6 protein-coding genes are annotated in these 18,158 nt (G+C 75.2%); all 6 read right to left on the reverse strand.

Features of this window, described 5'->3' with window-relative positions:
- Nucleotides 1-54: 54 nt before the first annotated feature.
- Nucleotides 55-1,287, reverse strand: coding sequence for a beta-ketoacyl-[acyl-carrier-protein] synthase family protein (locus tag ACZ3YL_RS30900; RefSeq protein WP_188309405.1), 1,233 nt, complete (start codon nt 1,285-1,287; stop codon nt 55-57).
- Between the two features lie 73 nt (nt 1,288-1,360).
- A complete protein-coding gene (locus ACZ3YL_RS30905) occupies nt 1,361-1,609 on the reverse strand; it encodes an acyl carrier protein (protein WP_188309404.1) in 249 nt (82 codons plus the stop codon).
- A 94-nt stretch (nt 1,610-1,703) separates the two neighbouring features.
- Nucleotides 1,704-1,910, reverse strand: coding sequence for an MbtH family protein (locus ACZ3YL_RS30910; RefSeq protein ID WP_030289532.1), 207 nt, complete (start codon nt 1,908-1,910; stop codon nt 1,704-1,706).
- A gap of 84 nt (nt 1,911-1,994) precedes the next feature.
- On the reverse strand, nt 1,995-9,185 hold the full coding sequence (locus tag ACZ3YL_RS30915) for an amino acid adenylation domain-containing protein (RefSeq protein ID WP_465660535.1): 7,191 nt from the start codon (nt 9,183-9,185) through the stop codon (nt 1,995-1,997).
- A complete protein-coding gene (locus ACZ3YL_RS30920) occupies nt 9,182-17,008 on the reverse strand; it encodes an amino acid adenylation domain-containing protein (protein WP_465660536.1) in 7,827 nt (2,608 codons plus the stop codon). Before ACZ3YL_RS30920 ends, ACZ3YL_RS30915 begins: the two co-directional genes overlap by 4 nt.
- A 32-nt stretch (nt 17,009-17,040) precedes the next feature.
- Nucleotides 17,041-18,048: a 2,3-diaminopropionate biosynthesis protein SbnA gene (gene sbnA, locus ACZ3YL_RS30925; protein ID WP_188302837.1), complete on the reverse strand. Its 1,008-nt coding sequence runs from the start codon at nt 18,046-18,048 to the stop codon at nt 17,041-17,043.
- Between the last annotated feature and the right edge of the window lie 110 nt (nt 18,049-18,158).

The following is an 18,158-nucleotide window of genomic DNA, read 5'->3' on the forward strand; positions in this document are numbered from 1 at the left end:
GGCGGGGGGCATTCGCCCACGCGCTCCACTTGACGGTTCGCTCGCTGCGCTCGCTCATCGGCTGGACTCCTCCTCGTGGCGCCCCAGGACGACGGAGGCGTTGTTGCCGCCGAAAGCCAGTCCGTTGTTGACCACCACCCGGAGGTCCGCGGGGACGGAGTGGTTGGGCACGCAGTCGATCTGGCACTGGGGGTCGGTGGTGCGGTGGTTGACGGTGGGCGGGATGAACCCGTGGGTCAGCGCGAGCGCCGCGGCGGCCGCACCGAGCGCGCTCGCCGCGCCCATCGAGTGGCCGAGCATCGCCTTGAGGGCGACGGTGCGCGGCGGGGTGTCGCCGAAGACCTCGCGGATCGCGCGGGTCTCGGTGATGTCGTTGGTGGGGGTGCCGGTGCCGTGGGCGGAGACGAGGTCCACCTCGGCCGCCTTGACCCCGGCGTCGGCGAGCGCCAGCTCCATGCAGCGGGCGACGCTCGACTGGTCGGGCGCGGTCGGGTGGTGGGCGTCGCAGTTGAGCCCGTAGCCGAGCAGTTCGGCGTAGATCCGGGCGCCGCGGCGCCGGGCGGACTCGAGCGTCTCCAGGACGAGGACCCCCGCGCCCTCGGCCGTGAGCAGTCCCTCGCGGTCGGCGTCGAAGGGACGGCAGACGTCGGAGGAGACCAGGCCGAGCCGGCTGAACCCGGCGAAGGTGCGGCGGCAGAGCGCGTCCGCGCCGCCGACGACGGCGATGTCCGCCTCGCCGGTGCGCACCGCGTCGAAGCCGTCGCCGATCGCGTAGTTGCCGGCCGCGCAGGCGGTGCCGAGGACGGCCGGGACGACCCGGGGGAGCCGCAGCTCCCGGGCGATCGCCAGGGCCAGCTGGTGGGCCGGCAGACGGCCGGCCACCAGCTGGTCGGCCGGGTGCTCCGGCCCCTCCGCGACCGACTCCGCCATCAGCTTGTCCAGCTCGGGGGCCTCGCCGTCGGTGGTGCCGATGGTGACCTGGGCGCGCAGTCCGGCGAGCTCCTGCTCGTCGAGGCCGGCGTCCTGGACGGCCATCCGGGCCGCCGCGACGGCGAACTGGGTGGCGCGGCCGAGCTGTTCGATGTCGAGGCGGTGGATCCACTGCTCCGGTTCGAAGCCGTCGACCTCGTGGCCGTTGGTGCGCAGGAAGCCCGTGGTGTCGAAGCTGGTGATCGGACCGGCGCCGCAGCGGCCCTCGCGCAGGGCCGAGGTGAAGTCCTCGACGCCGTTGCCGATGCTCGACAGGACGCCGATACCGGTCACCACCACGCGCTGCGGGGTGCTCATGCGCCCGCCTCCCTACGCTCGGCGGGGGCATGCGCCCACGCGCGCCTCTTGATGGCTCGATCGCTCCGCCCGCTCATCGGGCGGTCGCCCGGGAGAGGACCTCCAGCACGGCGGCCAGGTTGACCATGTTGGGCAGCTCCTCCTGGGGGATGGTGACGTGGAACTCCTTCTCCAGGCGGGCGAGGACCTCGATGGCGTTCAGCGAGTCGGCGCCGTAGTGGTCGATGAAGTGGTCGGTGAGGGTCAGCTCGTCGAGCTCGAGGTCGAGGCAGTCGGCGACGATCTCGCGGACCTTGGGCTCGGAGATGGCGACGGTGCTCATGGGGTGCTCCTCGGGTGTTGGGTGGGTGGTGCGGGTGCGGTGCCCGGGCGGGTGCGGTGCCCGGGCGGGTGCGGTGCTCAGGCGGTGGCGTCGATCAGGCGGTGGCGTCGATCAGGCTCTGCGGGCGCAGGTCGGTCCAGGTGCGCTCGATGTGGTCCAGCGCCTCCTGCCGGGTGCTCGCGCCCTTGACGGTCCGCCAGCCGGCCGGGACCTCCGCGAAGGCGGGCCAGAGGCTGTGCTGGTTCTCGTGGTTGGCGAGGACGAGGAAGGTGCCCTGCTCGTCGTCGAACGGATTACTCATGATTTCTCGGTCCTTTCGGAATTCCCGGAAATCGTCCGGTTTTCGGGCGCAGTGCCCCCGGGGTGGTTTCCGGGGCGGCCGCCTTTAGGTCAGGACGGCCGTCAGGGTCTTTCCGATGAATGCGGCCGGCGCCGGTTCGAGCATCGAGTCGTGGTCGCTGTCGACCGGGTGCCGGAGGATGTCGCCGGTCACGTGCTCCCGCCAGGACTCGGCGTCCGGGTCGCCGGGAGCGAGGCCGCGGGTGGCCGTGAACAGCAGCAGGTCGCCCTGGTAGCGGCCGGGCCGGTGGGCGTCGCCCAGCAGGCTGTGGGTGCGGATCACCCCGAGCAGCCTGACCAGCTCGGTCTCGTCCAGCTCCGCGAGTGCGTTGCCGGCTTCGGCGAGGCGCTTGCGGGCGGCGGTGAGGTCGGCCGGGCCGTCGCCGGGGAGGCCGGCCCGTTCGAGCAGTTCGGCCAGGACGGTCGCGTCGTCCGGCGCGTCCCCGGCCGGCGCGTCCTCGGCCGGCGAGCCGCTGCCGGGGTAGCCGTCCAGGTCCGCGAGCAGTTCGACCTGTTCGCCGCGGGCCTGCAACTGGACGGCGATCTCGTGGGCGACGACCCCTCCGAACGACCAGCCGAGAATACGATAGGGCCCCTGCGGCTGGATTTCCAGCATTTCGCCGAGATATTTTCCGGCGATTTCCCGGACGGACTCCGGGGCCTTTTCCGAGGAGCGTACCCCAGCCGCCTGGAATGCGTACACGGGAATGTCCGTGTCAATTTCCGCGGCGAGGGTCAGGAAAGGCCAGCCGAGTCCGACGGCACCGTGCACGCAGAACAGCGGCCGGCCGGTGCCGGTCGGGCGGACGGCCAGGACGGGCGCGAACGGGTCCTCGGGCACACCGGTGCCGTCGACCGTGCCGGCCACCAGGGCCAGCCCGGCCACGGTGCGGTGCGCGAAGACGTCGGCGGGGGTGAGCGACAGCCCGGCCGCGCGGGCCCGGCTGACCAGCTGGATGGACTTCAGGCTGTCGCCGCCCAGCTCGAAGAAGCCGTCCTCGGCCCCGACCCGGTCCAGGCCGAGCACCTCGGCGAACACCCGGCCGAGCGCGAGTTCCACCGGCCCGCTGGGGGCGCGGCCGTCCGAGCGGGCCACCGCCCGGTCGTCGGCCCCGGGCGCGGGCAGCGCCTTGCGGTCCACCTTGGCGTTCGGGGTGAGCGGCAGGGCTTCCAGCGGGACGTAGGCGGCCGGGAGCATGTACTCCGGCAGCGCGGCCGCCAAGTGGGCCCGTAGCGCGGCGGGTTCGGGCCGTTCGGGGCCGGCGGGCACCAGGTAGGCGACCAGCCGGCGTTCGCCGGGGGAATCCTCCCGGTCGATCACGGCGGCCCGTTCGACCAGCGGATGGTCGGTCAGCACTGCCTCGATCTCGCCGAGTTCGATCCGGAAGCCGCGAATCTTCACCTGGTGGTCGACCCGGCCGAGGTAGTCGACCGAGCCGTCCGGCCGCCAGCGGGCGAGGTCCCCGGTGCGGTACGTCCGGGAGCCGGGCGGCCCGTACGGGTCGGCCGTGAAGCGTTCGGCGGTCAGGCCGGGGCGGTCCAGGTAGCCCCGGGCGAGGCCGGTGCCGGACAGGTACAGCTCTCCGACGACCCCCGGTGGCACCGGGCGCAGCGCGGCGTCCAGCAGCCGGACCTGGTTGCCGGCCAGCGGGCGGCCGATCGGCGGGGTGCCGGTGTGGCCGGGCGGGACGTCCGCGGCCAGCGACCAGATGGTGGCCTCGGTCGGGCCGTACAGGTTGCTGACCTTCGCGGCGGCGCCGGTCAGCGCCGTGGCCAGGGTCGGGGACAGCGCCTCGCCGCCGGTCAGGACGTGCAGCCCGGCCAGGGACTGCGGCCGGGTGGTGACCAGTGCGTGCCACAGTGTCGGGGTGGCCTGGAGGACGTCCGGTCGGCTGCTGCCGATCAGTCCGGCGAGCAGGTCCGGGTCGCGGACCGTCTCCAGCGGGGCGACCACCAGTCGGGCGCCGCCGAGCAGCGGGGCCAGCAGCTCCAGGTTGGCGATGTCGAAGCCGAAGGTGGTGACGGCCAGCAGGGTGCGACCCGGGGTGAGGTCGAGCCGGCCCGCCAGGTCCAGCAGGTGGTTGAGCAGCGCGCCGCGCGGCACCACGACGCCCTTGGGGCGGCCGGTGGAGCCCGAGGTGTAGATGACGTACGCGGCGTGCGCGGGCCGTACCGGTGCGGCCAGTTCGGCCGGGCGCAGGTGGTCCGCGTCCAGGGCGGCCTGGGCGGTACGGGTGGCCGGGTCGTCCAGGAGGAGGAGCGGGCCGGCGTCCAGGCCGGGGACGGCGGCGGCCGCCTCAGCCGTGGTGACGGTCAGCACCGGCCGGGCGTCCTTGACCATCCCGGCGATCCGGTCGGCCGGGTAGGACGGGTCGATCGGCAGGTAGGCGGCTCCGGACTTGATCACCGCGAGCGCCGTCACCACCAGGTCGACCGAGCGCGGCAGCGCGATCGCCACCAGCTCGTCCGGGGCCGCGCCCCGGGCGACCAGGGTGCGGGCGAGCCGGTTGGCGCGCCGGTGCAGCTCGGCGAAGTCGAGCCGCTGGTCGGCGAAGTCGAGCGCGATGGCGTCCGGGTGGGCGTCCGCGGTGGCCTCCAGCAGGGCGGCCAGCGACTGCCCGTCGCCCAGGGCGTCGGCACCGCTCCCGGCGGCCGTCAGCTCCCGCTGTTCGCCGGGCAGCAGCACCGGGGCGGCGCTGATCGGCCGGTCCGGCTGGTCGACCAGGGCGCCCAGCAGGTGCACCAGCCGGTCGGCGAGGCGCTGGGCGCCGGCCGCGCTGAACAGGTCGGTGCTGTACTCCAGCCGGCCGGTCAGGCCGGCGGGGCCGTCCGGCCCGGACTGCTCGGCGAGCTCGAAACTGAGGTCGAGCCGGGCCACGCCCAGCTCGGCCGCGCCCGCCTCCGCGGTGATGCCGGGCAGCTCCAGCCGGGCGGCGGCGTTGTTGTGCAGCGCCAGCAGGGTCTGGAACAGCGGGTTGCGGGCCGGGGCGCGCTCGGGGCCGAGGGCGTCGACCAGCTTCTCGAACGGCAGGTCCTGGTGGGCGTAGGCGGCCAGGTCGGTGGCCTTGACCCGGTCCAGCAGTTCGCGGAAGGTCGGGTCGCCGCCCAGGTCGGTGCGCAGCACCAGGGTGTTGACGAACATCCCGACCAGGTCGTCCAGGGCGTCGTCGGTGCGGCCGGCGATCGGGGTGCCGAGCGGGATGTCCTCACCCGCACCGAGTCGGCCGTACAGGGTGGCCAGCGCGGCCTGGAGCACCATGAACAGGCTGGCCCCGCTCTGCCGGGCCAGGGCGACCGCCCGTTGGTGCAGCTCGGCCGGGACGGCGAAGCGGACGCCGGCGCCGCGGTAACCGGCGGTGGCCCGGCGGGCGTTCTCCACCGGCAGCTGGAGCTCGTCCGGGAGCCCGGCCAACTGTTCCTTCCAGTAGGCGATCTGGCGGGCGACGAGGGACTCGTGGTCGCCCTCCGCGCCGAGCAGTTCGCGCTGCCAGAGCGCGTAGTCGGCGTACTGCACCGGCAGCGGCGTCCAGGCGGGCGCGCGGCCGGCCAGCCGGGCGGCGTAGGCGGTGGAGAGGTCCCGGGCGAGCGGGCCGTTGGACCAGCCGTCGCCGGCGATGTGGTGGATCACCACGACCAGCAGGTGGTCCTCGGGGCCGGCCGCGAGCAGGGTGGCGCGGATCGGCGGGCGGTTCGCCAGGTCGAAGCCGTCGGCGGCGAACTCCTCGGCGGCCCTGGCGAGTTCGGCCTCGAGCGGTTCGGCCGAGGCCGGCTCGCGGACGGGCAGCTCGCGGACCGGCAGTTCGACGGCGGCCTGTCCGACCGACAGGACGCGCTGGTACGGCAGCCCGTCGCGGTCCGGGAAGACGGTGCGCAGGCTCTCGTGCCGCTCGACCACGTCGGTGAGCGCGGCGGTCAGCGCGGCGCGGTCCAGTGGTCCGCGCAGCCGCAGCGTCCAGGGCAGGTTGTAGGTGGCGGAGGGGCCCTCCAGCCGGTCCAGGAACCAGAGCCGCTGCTGGGCGTACGACAGCGGCAGCAGGTCCGGGCGCCGCCCGGCGGTCAGCGCGGGGCGGACGGCGTCCTGGGTGAGCCGGCCGGCCAGCGAGGCCACCGTGGGGGCCTCGAACAGGGTGCGGATCGCCAGTTCGGCGCCGAGCAGCGTGCGCACCCGGCTGACCAGCCGGGTGGCGAGCAGCGAGTGGCCGCCGAGCTGGAAGAAGTCCTCGTCGATGCCGACCTTCGGCAGGTCGAGCACCTCGGCGAAGGCGGCGCACAGCACCTCCTCCTGGGGGGTGCGCGGGCCGCGGCCGGTCGAGGCGGCGAGGTCGGCCTCGGGCAGCGCCGTGCGGTCCACCTTGCCGTTGGGGGTCAGCGGCAGGGCGTCCAGCACCACCAGGGCCGAGGGCACCATGTACTCGGGCAGGATCGCGGCGGCCGCCGCCCGGCCCCAGGCCGGGTCGAGGTCGCCGGTGACGTAGCCGACCAGCCGGGCGTCACCGGCCCCGCCGCGGCGGACCACCACCACGGCGTCGCCGATCCGGTCGATCGAGCGCAGCGCGGCCTCGACCTCGCCGGGCTCGATCCGGTGGCCGCGGATCTTGACCTGGTGGTCGACCCGCTCCAGGAACTCCAGCCGGCCGTCCGGCCGCCGGATCACCCGGTCGCCGGTGCGGTACATCCGGGCGCCCGGCAGCGGGCTGAACGGGTCGGCGACGAACACCGCGGCGGTGCGGCCGGGCTGGTCGAGGTAGCCGCGGCCGACGCCGCGCCCGCCCACGTACAGCTCGCCGGGGACGCCGTCCGGGACGGGGCGCAGCGCGTGGTCCAGGACGTACAGGCCGGTGCCGCGCACCGCCCGGCCGATCGGGGCGCGCACCGAGTCCAGTTCGGCCGGGGAGCCGATCACGGCGTGGGTGACGTCGTCCGAGCACTCGGTCGGCCCGTACGCGTTGACCAGCGGGATCGCCGGGTAGCGGGCGAACCAGCGGTGCGCCAGGTCGGCGGGCAGCGCCTCGCCGGTGACGACCAGCTTGCGCAGCCCGTCCAGGACGGGCGGCTCGGCGCCGTCGTCCCAGCTGTCCAGGGCGGTGCGCAGCAGCGAGGGGACGACCTCCAGCACGGTGACGCCCTCGGGGGCGACCAGGCCGAACAGTGCCCGGGGGTCTGCGGCGAGTTCGCGGCCGGTGACCCGCAGCCGCCCGCCGACGACCAACGCGGAGAGCATCTGCCAGACCGAGATGTCGAAGGTGACCGGGGCGTTGTGGACCAGCACGGTGTGCCCGTCCAGCTCCAGGTCGGCGATCTTGGCGAACAGGTGGTTGACCATGCCCGCCCGGTGCACCATGGCGCCCTTGGGGCGGCCGGTGGAACCCGAGGTGAAGATGACGTACGCCAGGTCGTCGCCGGCGCCGCGCGGGGCGGGCAGCCGCTTGGCGGCGTCCGTGCCCAGCTCCAGCACCGGGACGTCCAGCCCGGCCTCGGCCAGCAGTTCGGCGGCCATGGCCCGCTCGCCGGGGCCGGCCAGCAGGGCGCTGATGTGCGCCTCGCCGGCCAGCACGGCGCCGCGCCTGACCGGGGCGGCGACGTCCAGCGGCAGCCAGGCGGCGCCCGCACCGAGCACGCCGAGCACGGCGGTGACGAAGCCGCAGCCGGGCTGGGCCAGGACGCCGACCGGTCCGGTCGCGGCGCCCGCGGCGACCAGCGCCCGGGAGAGGGCGCCGGCCCGGCCGGCCAGCTCGCGGTAGGTCAGCCGCTCGGTGCCGTCGGAGACGGCGATCGCGGCGGGGGTGGTGCGGGCGAACTCCTGGACCCGCGCCACCACGTCCGTCCACGGATCGGCCTCGGCCGGCTCCGGGGCGGGGACGGCCAGCCGGGTGCGCTCGCCGGGCAGCAGCAGGTCCAGCTGCCCGAGCGGGCGGTCCGGTTCGGCCTGGGCGGTGCGCAGCACGTGCAGCAGCCGCTCGGTGACGACGGCGGCCTCGGCCGGGGTGAACCGGGCGGTGTCGTAGCCGACTTGGAGCCGCAGCCGCTCGCCGGGCAGGGCCATCAGGCTGAGCGGGTAGTGGTTGGCGTCGCCGGCCCGCAGGCCGGTGAGCCGCAGCCCGGCGACCTCGCCGGCCAGCGCCTTCGGGTCGAGCGGGTAGTTCTCGAAGACCAGCACGCTGTCGAAGAGGTCCCCGACCCCGGCGATGCGCTGGATGGTGTTGAGGCCGAGGTGCTGGTGCGGGAGCAGCAGGGACTGGCGGTCCTGGAGGGCGGACAGCAGCTCGGTGAAGCTCTGCGCGGGGTCCAGGTCGACCCGGACGGGCAGGGTGTTGATGAAGAGCCCGACCATGCCCTCGACCCCGGGCAGCTCCGGCGGGCGGCCGGAGACGGTGCCGCCGAAGACGATGTCGCGCAGCCCGGTCAGGGTGCCCAGGACGGTCGCCCAGGCGCCCTGCACCACGGTGTTGACGGTCAGGCCCCGGCTGCGGGCCCAGCCGGTGAGCGCGGCGAACTCCCGCTCGTCCAGCTCCACGGCGTGCTCGCCGGGCATGCCCCTGCGGGCTTCCGGGGAGCCGGTCGCGCCGGTCAGCCGGGTGGGCTCGGTGAAGCCGTCCAGCGCGGCCGTCCAGGCTGCCTCGGCCGCCGCGCGGTCCTGCCGGGCCAGGTGGGCCAGGTAGGACTTGTACGGGGCGGGGCGGGGCAGCGAGACGCCGCCGTCGGCGTAGCAGGCGAACAGTTCGCGCACCACGATGGGCATGGACCAGCCGTCGAAGACGATCTGGTGGGAGGTCAGCACCAGCCGGTGCTGCCGGTCGGCCAGCCGCAGCAGGCTGAAGCGCAGCAGCGGCGGGCGGGCCAGGTCGAAGGGGCGCAGCCGGTCGCGCCGGCAGAGCTCCTCGCTCTCGGCCTCCTGGGCGGCGGCGGGGACGGCCCGCAGGTCGGCCTCCCGCCAGTCGAGCGGGACTTCGCGCGGCACGACCTGCACCGGGTCGCCGCTCTTGCGGTAGCGGAAGGCCGCCCGCAGGTTGGGGTGGCGCTCCAGCAGGGCGGCGACCGCGCCGCGCAGCCGCGCCGGGTCCAGTTCGCCGGCCAGGTCCAGCACCAACTGCACGGTGTAGACGTCGAGTTCCTCGCGGTGGTACTGCGCGTGGAACATCAGTCCTTCCTGCAGTGGCGCCACCGGCAGGATGTCGCTCAGATTGGAGCTCCGCCCGGGTCGTCGCCCGGTGCGGGGCTCGGCCGAGGCCGTGGTCACAGCTCGTCCCCCCAGTCGTCCATCTCGTCCTCGAATTCGTCGATCTCGTCCTGGCTGAGTGCCACCAGGTCGAGGTCGGACGGCGTCCAGCCGCCGGCCCCGGGCTCCCGGGTGTGCCGTACCAGGGCCCGCAGGGCGGCGAACCAGCCCTCGGCGAGGTCCTCGGCGTCGGCCTGCGCCAGGGCCTGGCCGGCCCAGGTCCAGCGGGCGCTGAGCCGCGGTCCGTCCGGTCCGTCCTCGGTCACCGCGTTGACGTCCAGGACGTGCGGCAGCGGCATCCCCGGGTCGGCCCCGGCGGCCAGGGCGGCGGACTGCCCGGTCAGCGACCAGTCCTCGCCGGTGGGGGCGGGCAGCCGGCCCAGGTAGTTGAAGCCGAGCTGCGGCCGGGCGGCGGCGGACAGCTCCTTGGCGCTCTCCCCGTCCAGGCTGTGCTTGTCCAAATACCGCAGCAGGCCCCAGCCGAGCCCGTGCGCGGGCACCATCCGCAGGTGCTCCTTGACCAGCTTGAGGCTGTGCCCGGCGGCGGGACCGCCGGCCAGTGCCTCCGCCAGGTCCACCGCGCCCGGGTCCAGCCGCAGCGGGTAGGCGGTGGTGAACCAGCCGACCGTGCGGGAGAGGTCCACCCCGGGGGCGAACTCCTCGCGCCCGTGGCCCTCCAGCTCGACCGGTACCGGCCCCTCCGGCCGCCCGGTGCGCCGCCGCCAGTGCGCGACGGCGAGCGCCAGGGCGGTCAGCAGCACGTCGTTCACCTCGGCGTGGAACGCCCCGGTGACCTCGGTGAGCAGCGCCGCCGTGGTGTCGGTGTCCAGGACGCGGTGCAGCGTACGGGCGGTGGCGACGGTGTCCACCGACGGGTCGGCGGCCCGGTGCCCCAGCGGGGCGCCGTCCTCGGCCGACTCGGCGCGCCACCAGTCGAGTTGGGCGCGTGTCCCGGGCTCGCCGGCGGTGCGCTCCAGCAGCCCGGACCAGTGCCGCAGCGAGGTGCCGACCGGCTGCAGCCGCACCGGCTCGCCGGCCCGGACGGCCCCGTGGGCGTGGGCCAGGTCGGGCAGCAGCACCCGCCAGGACACCCCGTCCACCACCAGGTGGTGCAGGGTGAGCAGCAGCTCGTGGGTGCCCCGGTGCCAGAGCGCCTGGACCATCACGCCCTCCCACGGCGCCAGCCGCTCGCGGGCGGCGACCGCCTCGGCGGGCCAGTCGGGAGCCGGGCCGTCGACGACCCGCAGCAGGGCGGCGGCGTCCACCGTGCCGGGCTCGGAGATCAGCAGCGACCAGTCCGGCAGCAGCCGCATCCGCAGCCCGTCGTGGTGGTCCAGCAGGGCCTGCAGGGCGGCGGTCAGCGACTCCCGGGTGGCGTCGGCCGGGGTGCGGACCAACACGGCCTGGTGGAAGCCGTCCACCGGCCCGCCGAGTTCGCGCAGCCAGTGCCCGATCGGCAGCTGGCCCATCGGGCCGACGCCGTCCTCGGTGCCGACGGTGGCCGGCACCCCCTCGCCGTCGCCGTCGCGGGCCACCACGGCCAGCGCCGCCGGGGTCCGGTGGGTGAAGACGTCCTGCGCGGTGACCACCAGCCCGGCCGCGCGGGCCCGGCTGACCAGCTGGATGGAGACGATGCTGTCGCCGCCCAGGTCGAAGAACCCGTCGTCGGCGCCGACCTCGGGCAGTCCGAGCACCTCGGCGAAGACCGCGCAGAACGCGGCCTCCCGGGCGTCGGCGGGGGCCCGGCCGGTGGAGGCGGCGGCGTAGTCGGGCGCGGGCAGCGCGCGGCGGTCCAGCTTGCCGTTGCCGGTCAGCGGCAGGGTCTCCAGCGGGACGAACGCGGAGGGCACCAGGTAGTCGGGCAGCTCTGCTGCGAGCGCCGCCCGCAGCTCGCCGACCGGCAGGCCGGCCGGGGTCACGTAGGCGACCAGCCGCTTGTCGCCGGGGCGGTCCTCGCGGACCACCGCGGCGGCCTGCTCGACGCCCGGCTGGGCGAGCAGCGCCGTCTCGATCTCGCCGAGTTCGATCCGGAAGCCGCGCAGCTTGACCTGCTCGTCGACCCGGCCGACGTAGTCCAGCTGGCCGTCGGCCGTCCAACGCACCAGGTCACCGGTGCGGTACATACGGTCGTCGGCCCCGCCGTACGGGTCGGCGGTGAAGCGCTGGGCGGTGAGCTCCGGCCGGTGCAGGTAGCCGAGGGCCACCCCGGCGCCGGCCACGTACAGCTCGCCGATCACGCCCGGCGGGACGGGGCGCAGCGCCTCGTCCAGCACGTACACCCGGGCGCCGGCCAGCGGTCGGCCGATCGGCGGCTTGACCGCTCCGGCCAGTGGTTCGCTGACGGTGGCGCAGACCGTGGTCTCGGTCGGACCGTACGCGTTGAGCATCCGCCGGCCCGCGGACCAGCGTTCGACCAGCTCGGGCGGGCAGGCCTCGCCGGCCGTGATGAGGGTCAGCCCCTCGGGCATCGGCAGCCCGACCGGCCAGGCGGCGAGCACCGTCGGCGGCAGGCAGACCACCTCGACGCCGGCCTCGGCGACCAGCCGGGCGAGCGGCTCGCCGGGGGCCCGGTCCGCCTCGGCGGCCAGCACCAGGACGGCGCCGCTCAGCAGCGCGGTGAGCAGCTCCCAGGCGGCGGCGTCGAAGCTGAAGGAGGCGAACTGCAGCAGCCGGGTGCCCGCGCCGACGCCGAAGCGGTCGTGCTCGGCGGCCAGCGCGGCCACCGCCCGGTGCGGTACCAGCACGCCCTTGGGGCGGCCGGTGGAGCCGGAGGTGTAGATGACGTACGCCGGGTGGTCGGGCCCCAGCGGGGCGGTCCGCTCGGCGTCGCCCGGGTCGTGCGCCGGGGCGCCGGCGATCGCGGCGGTGGTCGCCGGGTCGTCCAGCAGCAGCACGGGTGCGCTCTGCCGTCCGGGAAGGCGTCCGGGCTGTTCGGGAAGGCGGCCGGCCACCGAGCCGTGGCTGAGCACCGCCAGCGGAGCGGAGTCCTCCAGCAGGTAGGCGATCCGCTCGCGCGGGTACGCCGGGTCGACGGGCAGGTAGGCCGCGCCCGTCTTGAGGACCGCGAGCACCGCGACGACCGCGTCGACCGTGCGCGGCAGCGCCAGGGCGACGATCCGTCCGGGGCCCGCGCCCAGGGCGATCAGGTGGTGGGCGAGCCGGTTGGCGCGCTCGTTCAGCTCGCCGTAGCCGAGTTCGGCGCGCACGGCGCCGTCCTCGAACCAGCGCAGCGCGGGCCGCTCGGGCGCGCGCCGGGCCTGGGCCTGGAACAGCTCCGGCAGCCGGACCGCGCCGACGGTGGTCGGGGTGGCGGCCCCGCTCCAGGAGCCGAGCAGCCGCTCGCGCTCCTCGGGCAGCAGGGCGTCCAGGCCGCTGAGCGGCCGGTCGGGCTCGCCGGTGAGCAGCCGGAGCAGGTGGGCCAGGCGGTCCGCCAGGCCCTGTGCCGTCCGCTCGGTGAACAGGTCGGTGCTGTACTCCAGGGTGCCGGTGAGGCCGTCCGGCTCGCCCGATCCGCCGTACTGCTCGACGAGTTCGAAGGCCAGGTCGAACTTGGCGGTGCCGTTGCCGACCGGGCTCACCTCGGCGGTGATCCCGGGCAGTTCGGGGCGGGCCCCGGTGTTGTTCTGGAAGGCCAGCATCACCTGGAAGAGCGGCTGGCGGGCCAGCGAGCGGCCGGCCCCGAGCCGGTCGACCAGCTTCTCGAAGGGCACGTCCTGGTGGGCCAGGGCGGCGAGGACGGTCTCCCGGGCCCGGCCGACCAGGGTGCGGAAGGTCGGGTCGCCGCCCAGGTCGGTGCGCAGCACCAGGGTGTTGACGAAGAAGCCGACCAGGTCGTCCAGGGCGTCGTCGGTGCGGCCGGCGACCGGGGTGCCGAGCGGGATGTCGGTGCCGGCGCCGAGCTTGCCGAGCAGGACGGCCAGCGCCGCCTGCACCACCATGAACGGGCTGGCGCCGGCCTCGCGGGCCAGCGCGGTCAGGGTGCGGTGCGCCTCGGCGTCCAGCCGCAGCGGCACGGTGGCGCCCCGGTAGCTGGGCACCGCCGGGCGGGGGAAGTCGACGGGCAGTGCCAGCTCTTCCGGCAGGTCGGCCAACTGGCTTGCCCAGTAGTCAAGCTGGCGGTTCATCAGACTGGCGGGATCGTCCGGCTCGCCGAGCAGTCGGCGCTGCCAGAGCGTGTAGTCGGCGTACTGGACGGGCAGTTCGGCCCACTCCGGCGCGCCGCCGGCCAGCCGGGCCCGGTAGGCGGCCTGGAGGTCGCCGACCAGCGGGCGCACCGACCAGCCGTCGGCCGCGATGTGGTGCTGCACCAGCAGCAGCACGTGCTCCTCGACGCCGGTCTCGAACAGCACCGCGCGCAGCGGCGGTTCGGCGGCCAGGTCGAAGGGCGCGCCGGCCCGGGCGGCCAGCTCGGCGTCCAGCTCCTCGGCCGGACGGCCGGAGAAGGGCACCACCGGCAGCTCGGGGCCGGCCTCGCCGACCGGCAGCACCCGCTGGTGCGGGCGGCCGTCCTCGGCGGGGAAGACGGTGCGCAGGCTCTCGTGCCGGGCCACCACGTCGGCCAGCGCCTCGGCGAGGGCCGCCCGCTCCAGCGGGCCGGTCAGCCGGACCGCGTGCGAGAGGTGGTAGGTGGCGCCGGCGGCGTCCAACTGGGAGAGGAACCAGAGCCGTTGCTGCCCCGGGGAGAGCGGGATCGGCTCCGGCCGGGGGCCGGCCACCAGCTTCTCCCGGGCCGCCTCGGCGCCGTCCAGGGCGAGGGCCAGCGCGCACGGGGTGGGCGCCTCGAACAGGACGCGGATCGGCAGTTCGACGCCGAGCCGGGCGCGCAGCCCGGTGACCACCCGGCCGGCCAGCAGCGAGTGCCCGCCGAGCTGGAAGAAGTCCTCGTCGGCGCCGACCTCGTCGAGCTCCAGCACCTCGGCGAACAGCGCGCACAGCAGCGCCTCGCGCTCGGTGGCCGGGGCCCGCCGCTCGCGGCGCAGCGCGCTGAAGTCCGGCTGCGGCAGGGCCTTGCGGTCCACCTTGCCGTTGGGGGTCAGCGGCAGCGCGGTCAGCGGCACCAGGACGGCCGGGACCATGTAGTCGGGCAGCGTGCGGGCCAGGTCGGCGCGGACGCCGGCCGGGTCGGCGCCGCCGGTCAGGTGGGCGACCAGCCGGGTGCCGCCGGACGGGTCCCGGGCGACGGTGACCACCGCGTCGGCCACGCCGGGCACGGCGCGCAGCGCGGCCTCGACCTCGCCGGGCTCGATCCGGTGGCCGCGGATCTTGACCTGGTGGTCGACCCGCTCCAGGAACTCCAGCTGGCCGTCGGCCCGGTGCACCACCCGGTCGCCGGTGCGGTACATCCGGGCGCCGGGGGCCTGCGCGTACGGGTCGGCCACGAAGGCGCCGGCGGTGCGCCGCGGGTCGTTCAGGTAGCCGCGGCCGACGCCGCGCCCGCCCACGTACAGTTCGCCGGGCTGGCCGGCCGGGACGGGCTGCAGCGAGTCGCCGAGCACGTAGAGCCGGGTGTCGCGGACCGGGCGGCCGATCGGGGCGCGCACCGAGTCCAGTTCGGCCGGGGAGCCGATCACGGCGTGGGTGACGTCGTCCGAGCACTCGGTCGGGCCGAAGGCGTTGACCAGCGGGATGCCGGGGCGCAGCGCGAACCAGCGCCGGGCCAGGTCGGCGGGCAGCGCCTCGCCGGTGACCACCAGCCGCCGCAGCGCGGCGAGTCCGGGCAGCGCGGCGCCGGCCTCCCAGGCGTCCAGGGCGGCGCGCAGCAGCGAGGGGACGACCTCCAGCACGGTGACGCCCTCGGCGTCGGCGAGGGTGAACAGCGCGCCCGGGTCGGCGGCGAGTTCGCGGGAGACCACCCGCAGCCGGCCCCCCGCGACCAGCGGGCTGAGCATCTGCCAGACCGAGATGTCGAAGGTGACCGGGGCGTTGTGCACCACGGTGTCGGCCTCGGACAGCTCCAGGTCGGCGTGCTTGGCGAGCAGGTGGTTGACCATGCCGTCGCGGTGCACCATGGCGCCCTTGGGGCGGCCGGTGGAGCCCGAGGTGTAGATGACGTAGGCCAGTTCGGCGGGGCCGCCGGCGGGTGGCAGCAGCTGCTCGTCGCGGGTGTCGTCGAGGGTGAGGACGGCGGGGTGCTCCGGCAGGGCGCCGAGCAGGGTGTCGACGTAGGGCCGCTGGTCCGCGCCGTGCAGCAGGACGGCGGCGCCGGCGGCCTCGACCAGGGCGGCGCCGCGGGCGGCCGGGGCCTGGACGTCCAGCGGCAGCCAGGCGGCGCCGGCACCGAGCACGCCGAGGACGGCGGTCACGAAGCCGGTGCCGGGGGCGGCGGCGATCGCCACCAGCCGGTCCGGTCCGGCGCCGGCGGCGAGCAGCCGGCGGGAGAGGGCGCTGGCCCGGGCGACCAGTTCGGCGTACTCGAGTCGGCCGGCGTCGTCCTGGACGGCGACGGCGTCCGGCCGGGCCAGGGCGAGGGCGCGGATCCGGGGCAGCACGTCGGTGAAGACCTCGGGCTGCTGCCCGTAGCTGTTCCACTCGACCAGGACGCGCTCGCGCTCGGGCTCGGGCAGCGCGGTGATCCGGCCGACGGGCAGTTCGGTGGAGACGGTGGCGAACTCGGCGAGGTAGCCGAGCAGGGCGTCGCGGAAGAGGTCCAGCCGGTCCTGCGGGTAGCGGTCGGCGTCGCCGTCGACCCGCAGTTCGCAGCCCTCCGTGCCGTTGTCCAGGAAGAGGATCTGGAGGTCCGGGACGGGGCCGGTGGACAGGTTGCGGACCTCGGCGCGGCAGTCGCCGAGGGCGAACTCGCCGCCGGTCTGCAGCACGTTGACGGTCGGGCCGAAGGTGCGGCCGGCGTCGCCGGTGAGTCCGAGCTCGCGGCGGATCGCGTCGTGCCGGTGGCGCTGGTGGCGCAGCGTGCCGCGCAGAGCGGCGGCGACCTGGGTGAGCAGGCCGTCGCGGCCGAGCGCGGGGTGGGCGGAGACCGGCAGCGGCAGGAAGTTGGCGCGCATGCCGGGGACGGACTGGGCGAGCGGGGTGGTCCGGGCGGCGACCGGCAGGGTCAGGACGACCCGGTCGGTGCCGCAGAGCTGGGCCAGGCAGCCGGCGGTGGCGCCGATGAGCAGGGTCTGCCAGGTGACCCGCTCGGCCCAGGCGGCGTCCTGCAGCCTGGTGACGGTGTCGGCCGGGATGAGGCCGGTGCTGCGCAGGGTGGCGCGGGCGGGCGAACCGAGGTGGCCGGAGAGCACGGTGGGTTCAATGCCGTCGGCCAGCCGCTCGGCCCAGTAGGCGCGGTCGCGGTCGTGGGTGGGGGAGGCGAGGTAGTCGCGCTCCTCGGCGAGCAGTTCGGCCAGGGTCGGGTCGGTGGCGGGCTCGGCGTCGGGCAGGTCGTACTCGGCGGCGAGCCGGCGGTAGACCAGGGTGCGGCTGAAGCCGTCCAGCAGGATGTGGTTGGCCTTGACGTACAGCCAGGCCAGTTCGGGGCCGATCAGCAGCAGGGTGGCAGCGAGGGAGTCGGGGCCGAGGGTGGACGGCAGCTGCCGGTCGGTCTCCAGAAACGTTTCAGCGGCGGCCAGCGGGTCGGACTCGCCGGTCAGGTCGAGCACGGGGAGGGGACGCTCACGGGGTGGCTCGACGATCTGCACCGGTTGGCCGTCGCGCTCGGCGAAGCGCACCCGCAGGCACTCGGTGCGGTCCTGCACGCGCTGCCAGGCGGCGCGCAGCCGGCCGTGGTCCAGCGGGCCGGTCAGCTCCAGGCAGTCCGCCATGGTGAACACCGGGTTGCCCGGGTCGAGCTGCTGGGCGAACCACATCTCGCGCTGGGCATCGGACAGCGGCAGTTCTTCGGGATGCACTGCTTCAAAAAGACGCGCGATATGACGCATCGTCATCTTACCCCCGTGGCAATGGCGTTGGGCGGCGCCAGGCGTTCGACCGCATCCAGTGCGTCGACGCCGTAGATGTCGCGCACCCACGCGCTCTGGTAGATGGTGTCGAGGTAGCGGTCACCCAGGTCGGGCGAGACGGCGACGGCGACGACGTCGTCCCGGCCGGCCCGGTGCTCCGCCAGCCAGGCCGCCGCTCCGCTGACCACCGTGCCGGTGGAGCCGCCGAACAGGAAGCCGCCGCGGGCGAGCCGGTGACAGGTGCGGACGGTGTCGATCTCGGGCACGTGCACCACGTCGTCGACGAACGTCTCGTCCAGCAGGGCGGGCCGGACGCCGGCGCCGAGGCCGGGGAGCATCCGCGGTCCGGGCTCGCCGCCGAAGGTGACGGAGCCGACGCTGTCCACCGCGACGATCCGGGTGGCGGGCCGGTGCTCCTTGAAGTAACGGGCGCAGCCCATCAGCGTGCCGGTGGTGCCGGCGCCGATGAACAGCATTTCCAGGTCCGGGAACTGCCGGAGGATCGCCGGAGCCGTGGTGCGGTAGTGGGCCCGCCAGTTGTCCGGGTTGGCGTGCTGGTTCAGCCAGACGTAGCGCGGCGAGGAAGCGCACAGCTCACGGACGTAGTCGAGCCGGGCACCCAGGAACCCGGTCTCCGGCGAGGGCTCGGTGATCATGTGCACCTTGCCGCCGAGTGTTTCGATGAGCTGACGCGTGGACAGATTGGTACGTGGGTCGACGACGCAGATGAACTGATAGCCCCGGACGGAGGCGATCATGCTCAGCGCCATCCCGAGGTTCCCCGAGGAGGACTCCACCAGGATGGAGCCCTCGTTCAGCCGCCCGTCGCGCTCGGCGGCGTCGACCATGCTGAGGGCCGCCTTGAGCTTGACGGAGCCGGCGAAGTTGAAGCCCTCGCACTTGAGGTACAGCGGGTAGTCGAACATCGCCCGCAGGTCGACGAAGAGTTCATCCTCGTTGAACTCCTGCGGCGTTCTGATGATGGGCATCGCCCGTCCCCCTTCGCAGTGGAGTGAGTGACGGGACGTCAGTCCCAGATGATGTCGTCGCCCCGCACGGAACCGGTGCCCGTGGCGGCCGGGACGGCGGCGGCGCGGGC

The organism is Kitasatospora sp. NPDC023176 (assembly GCF_055560495.1).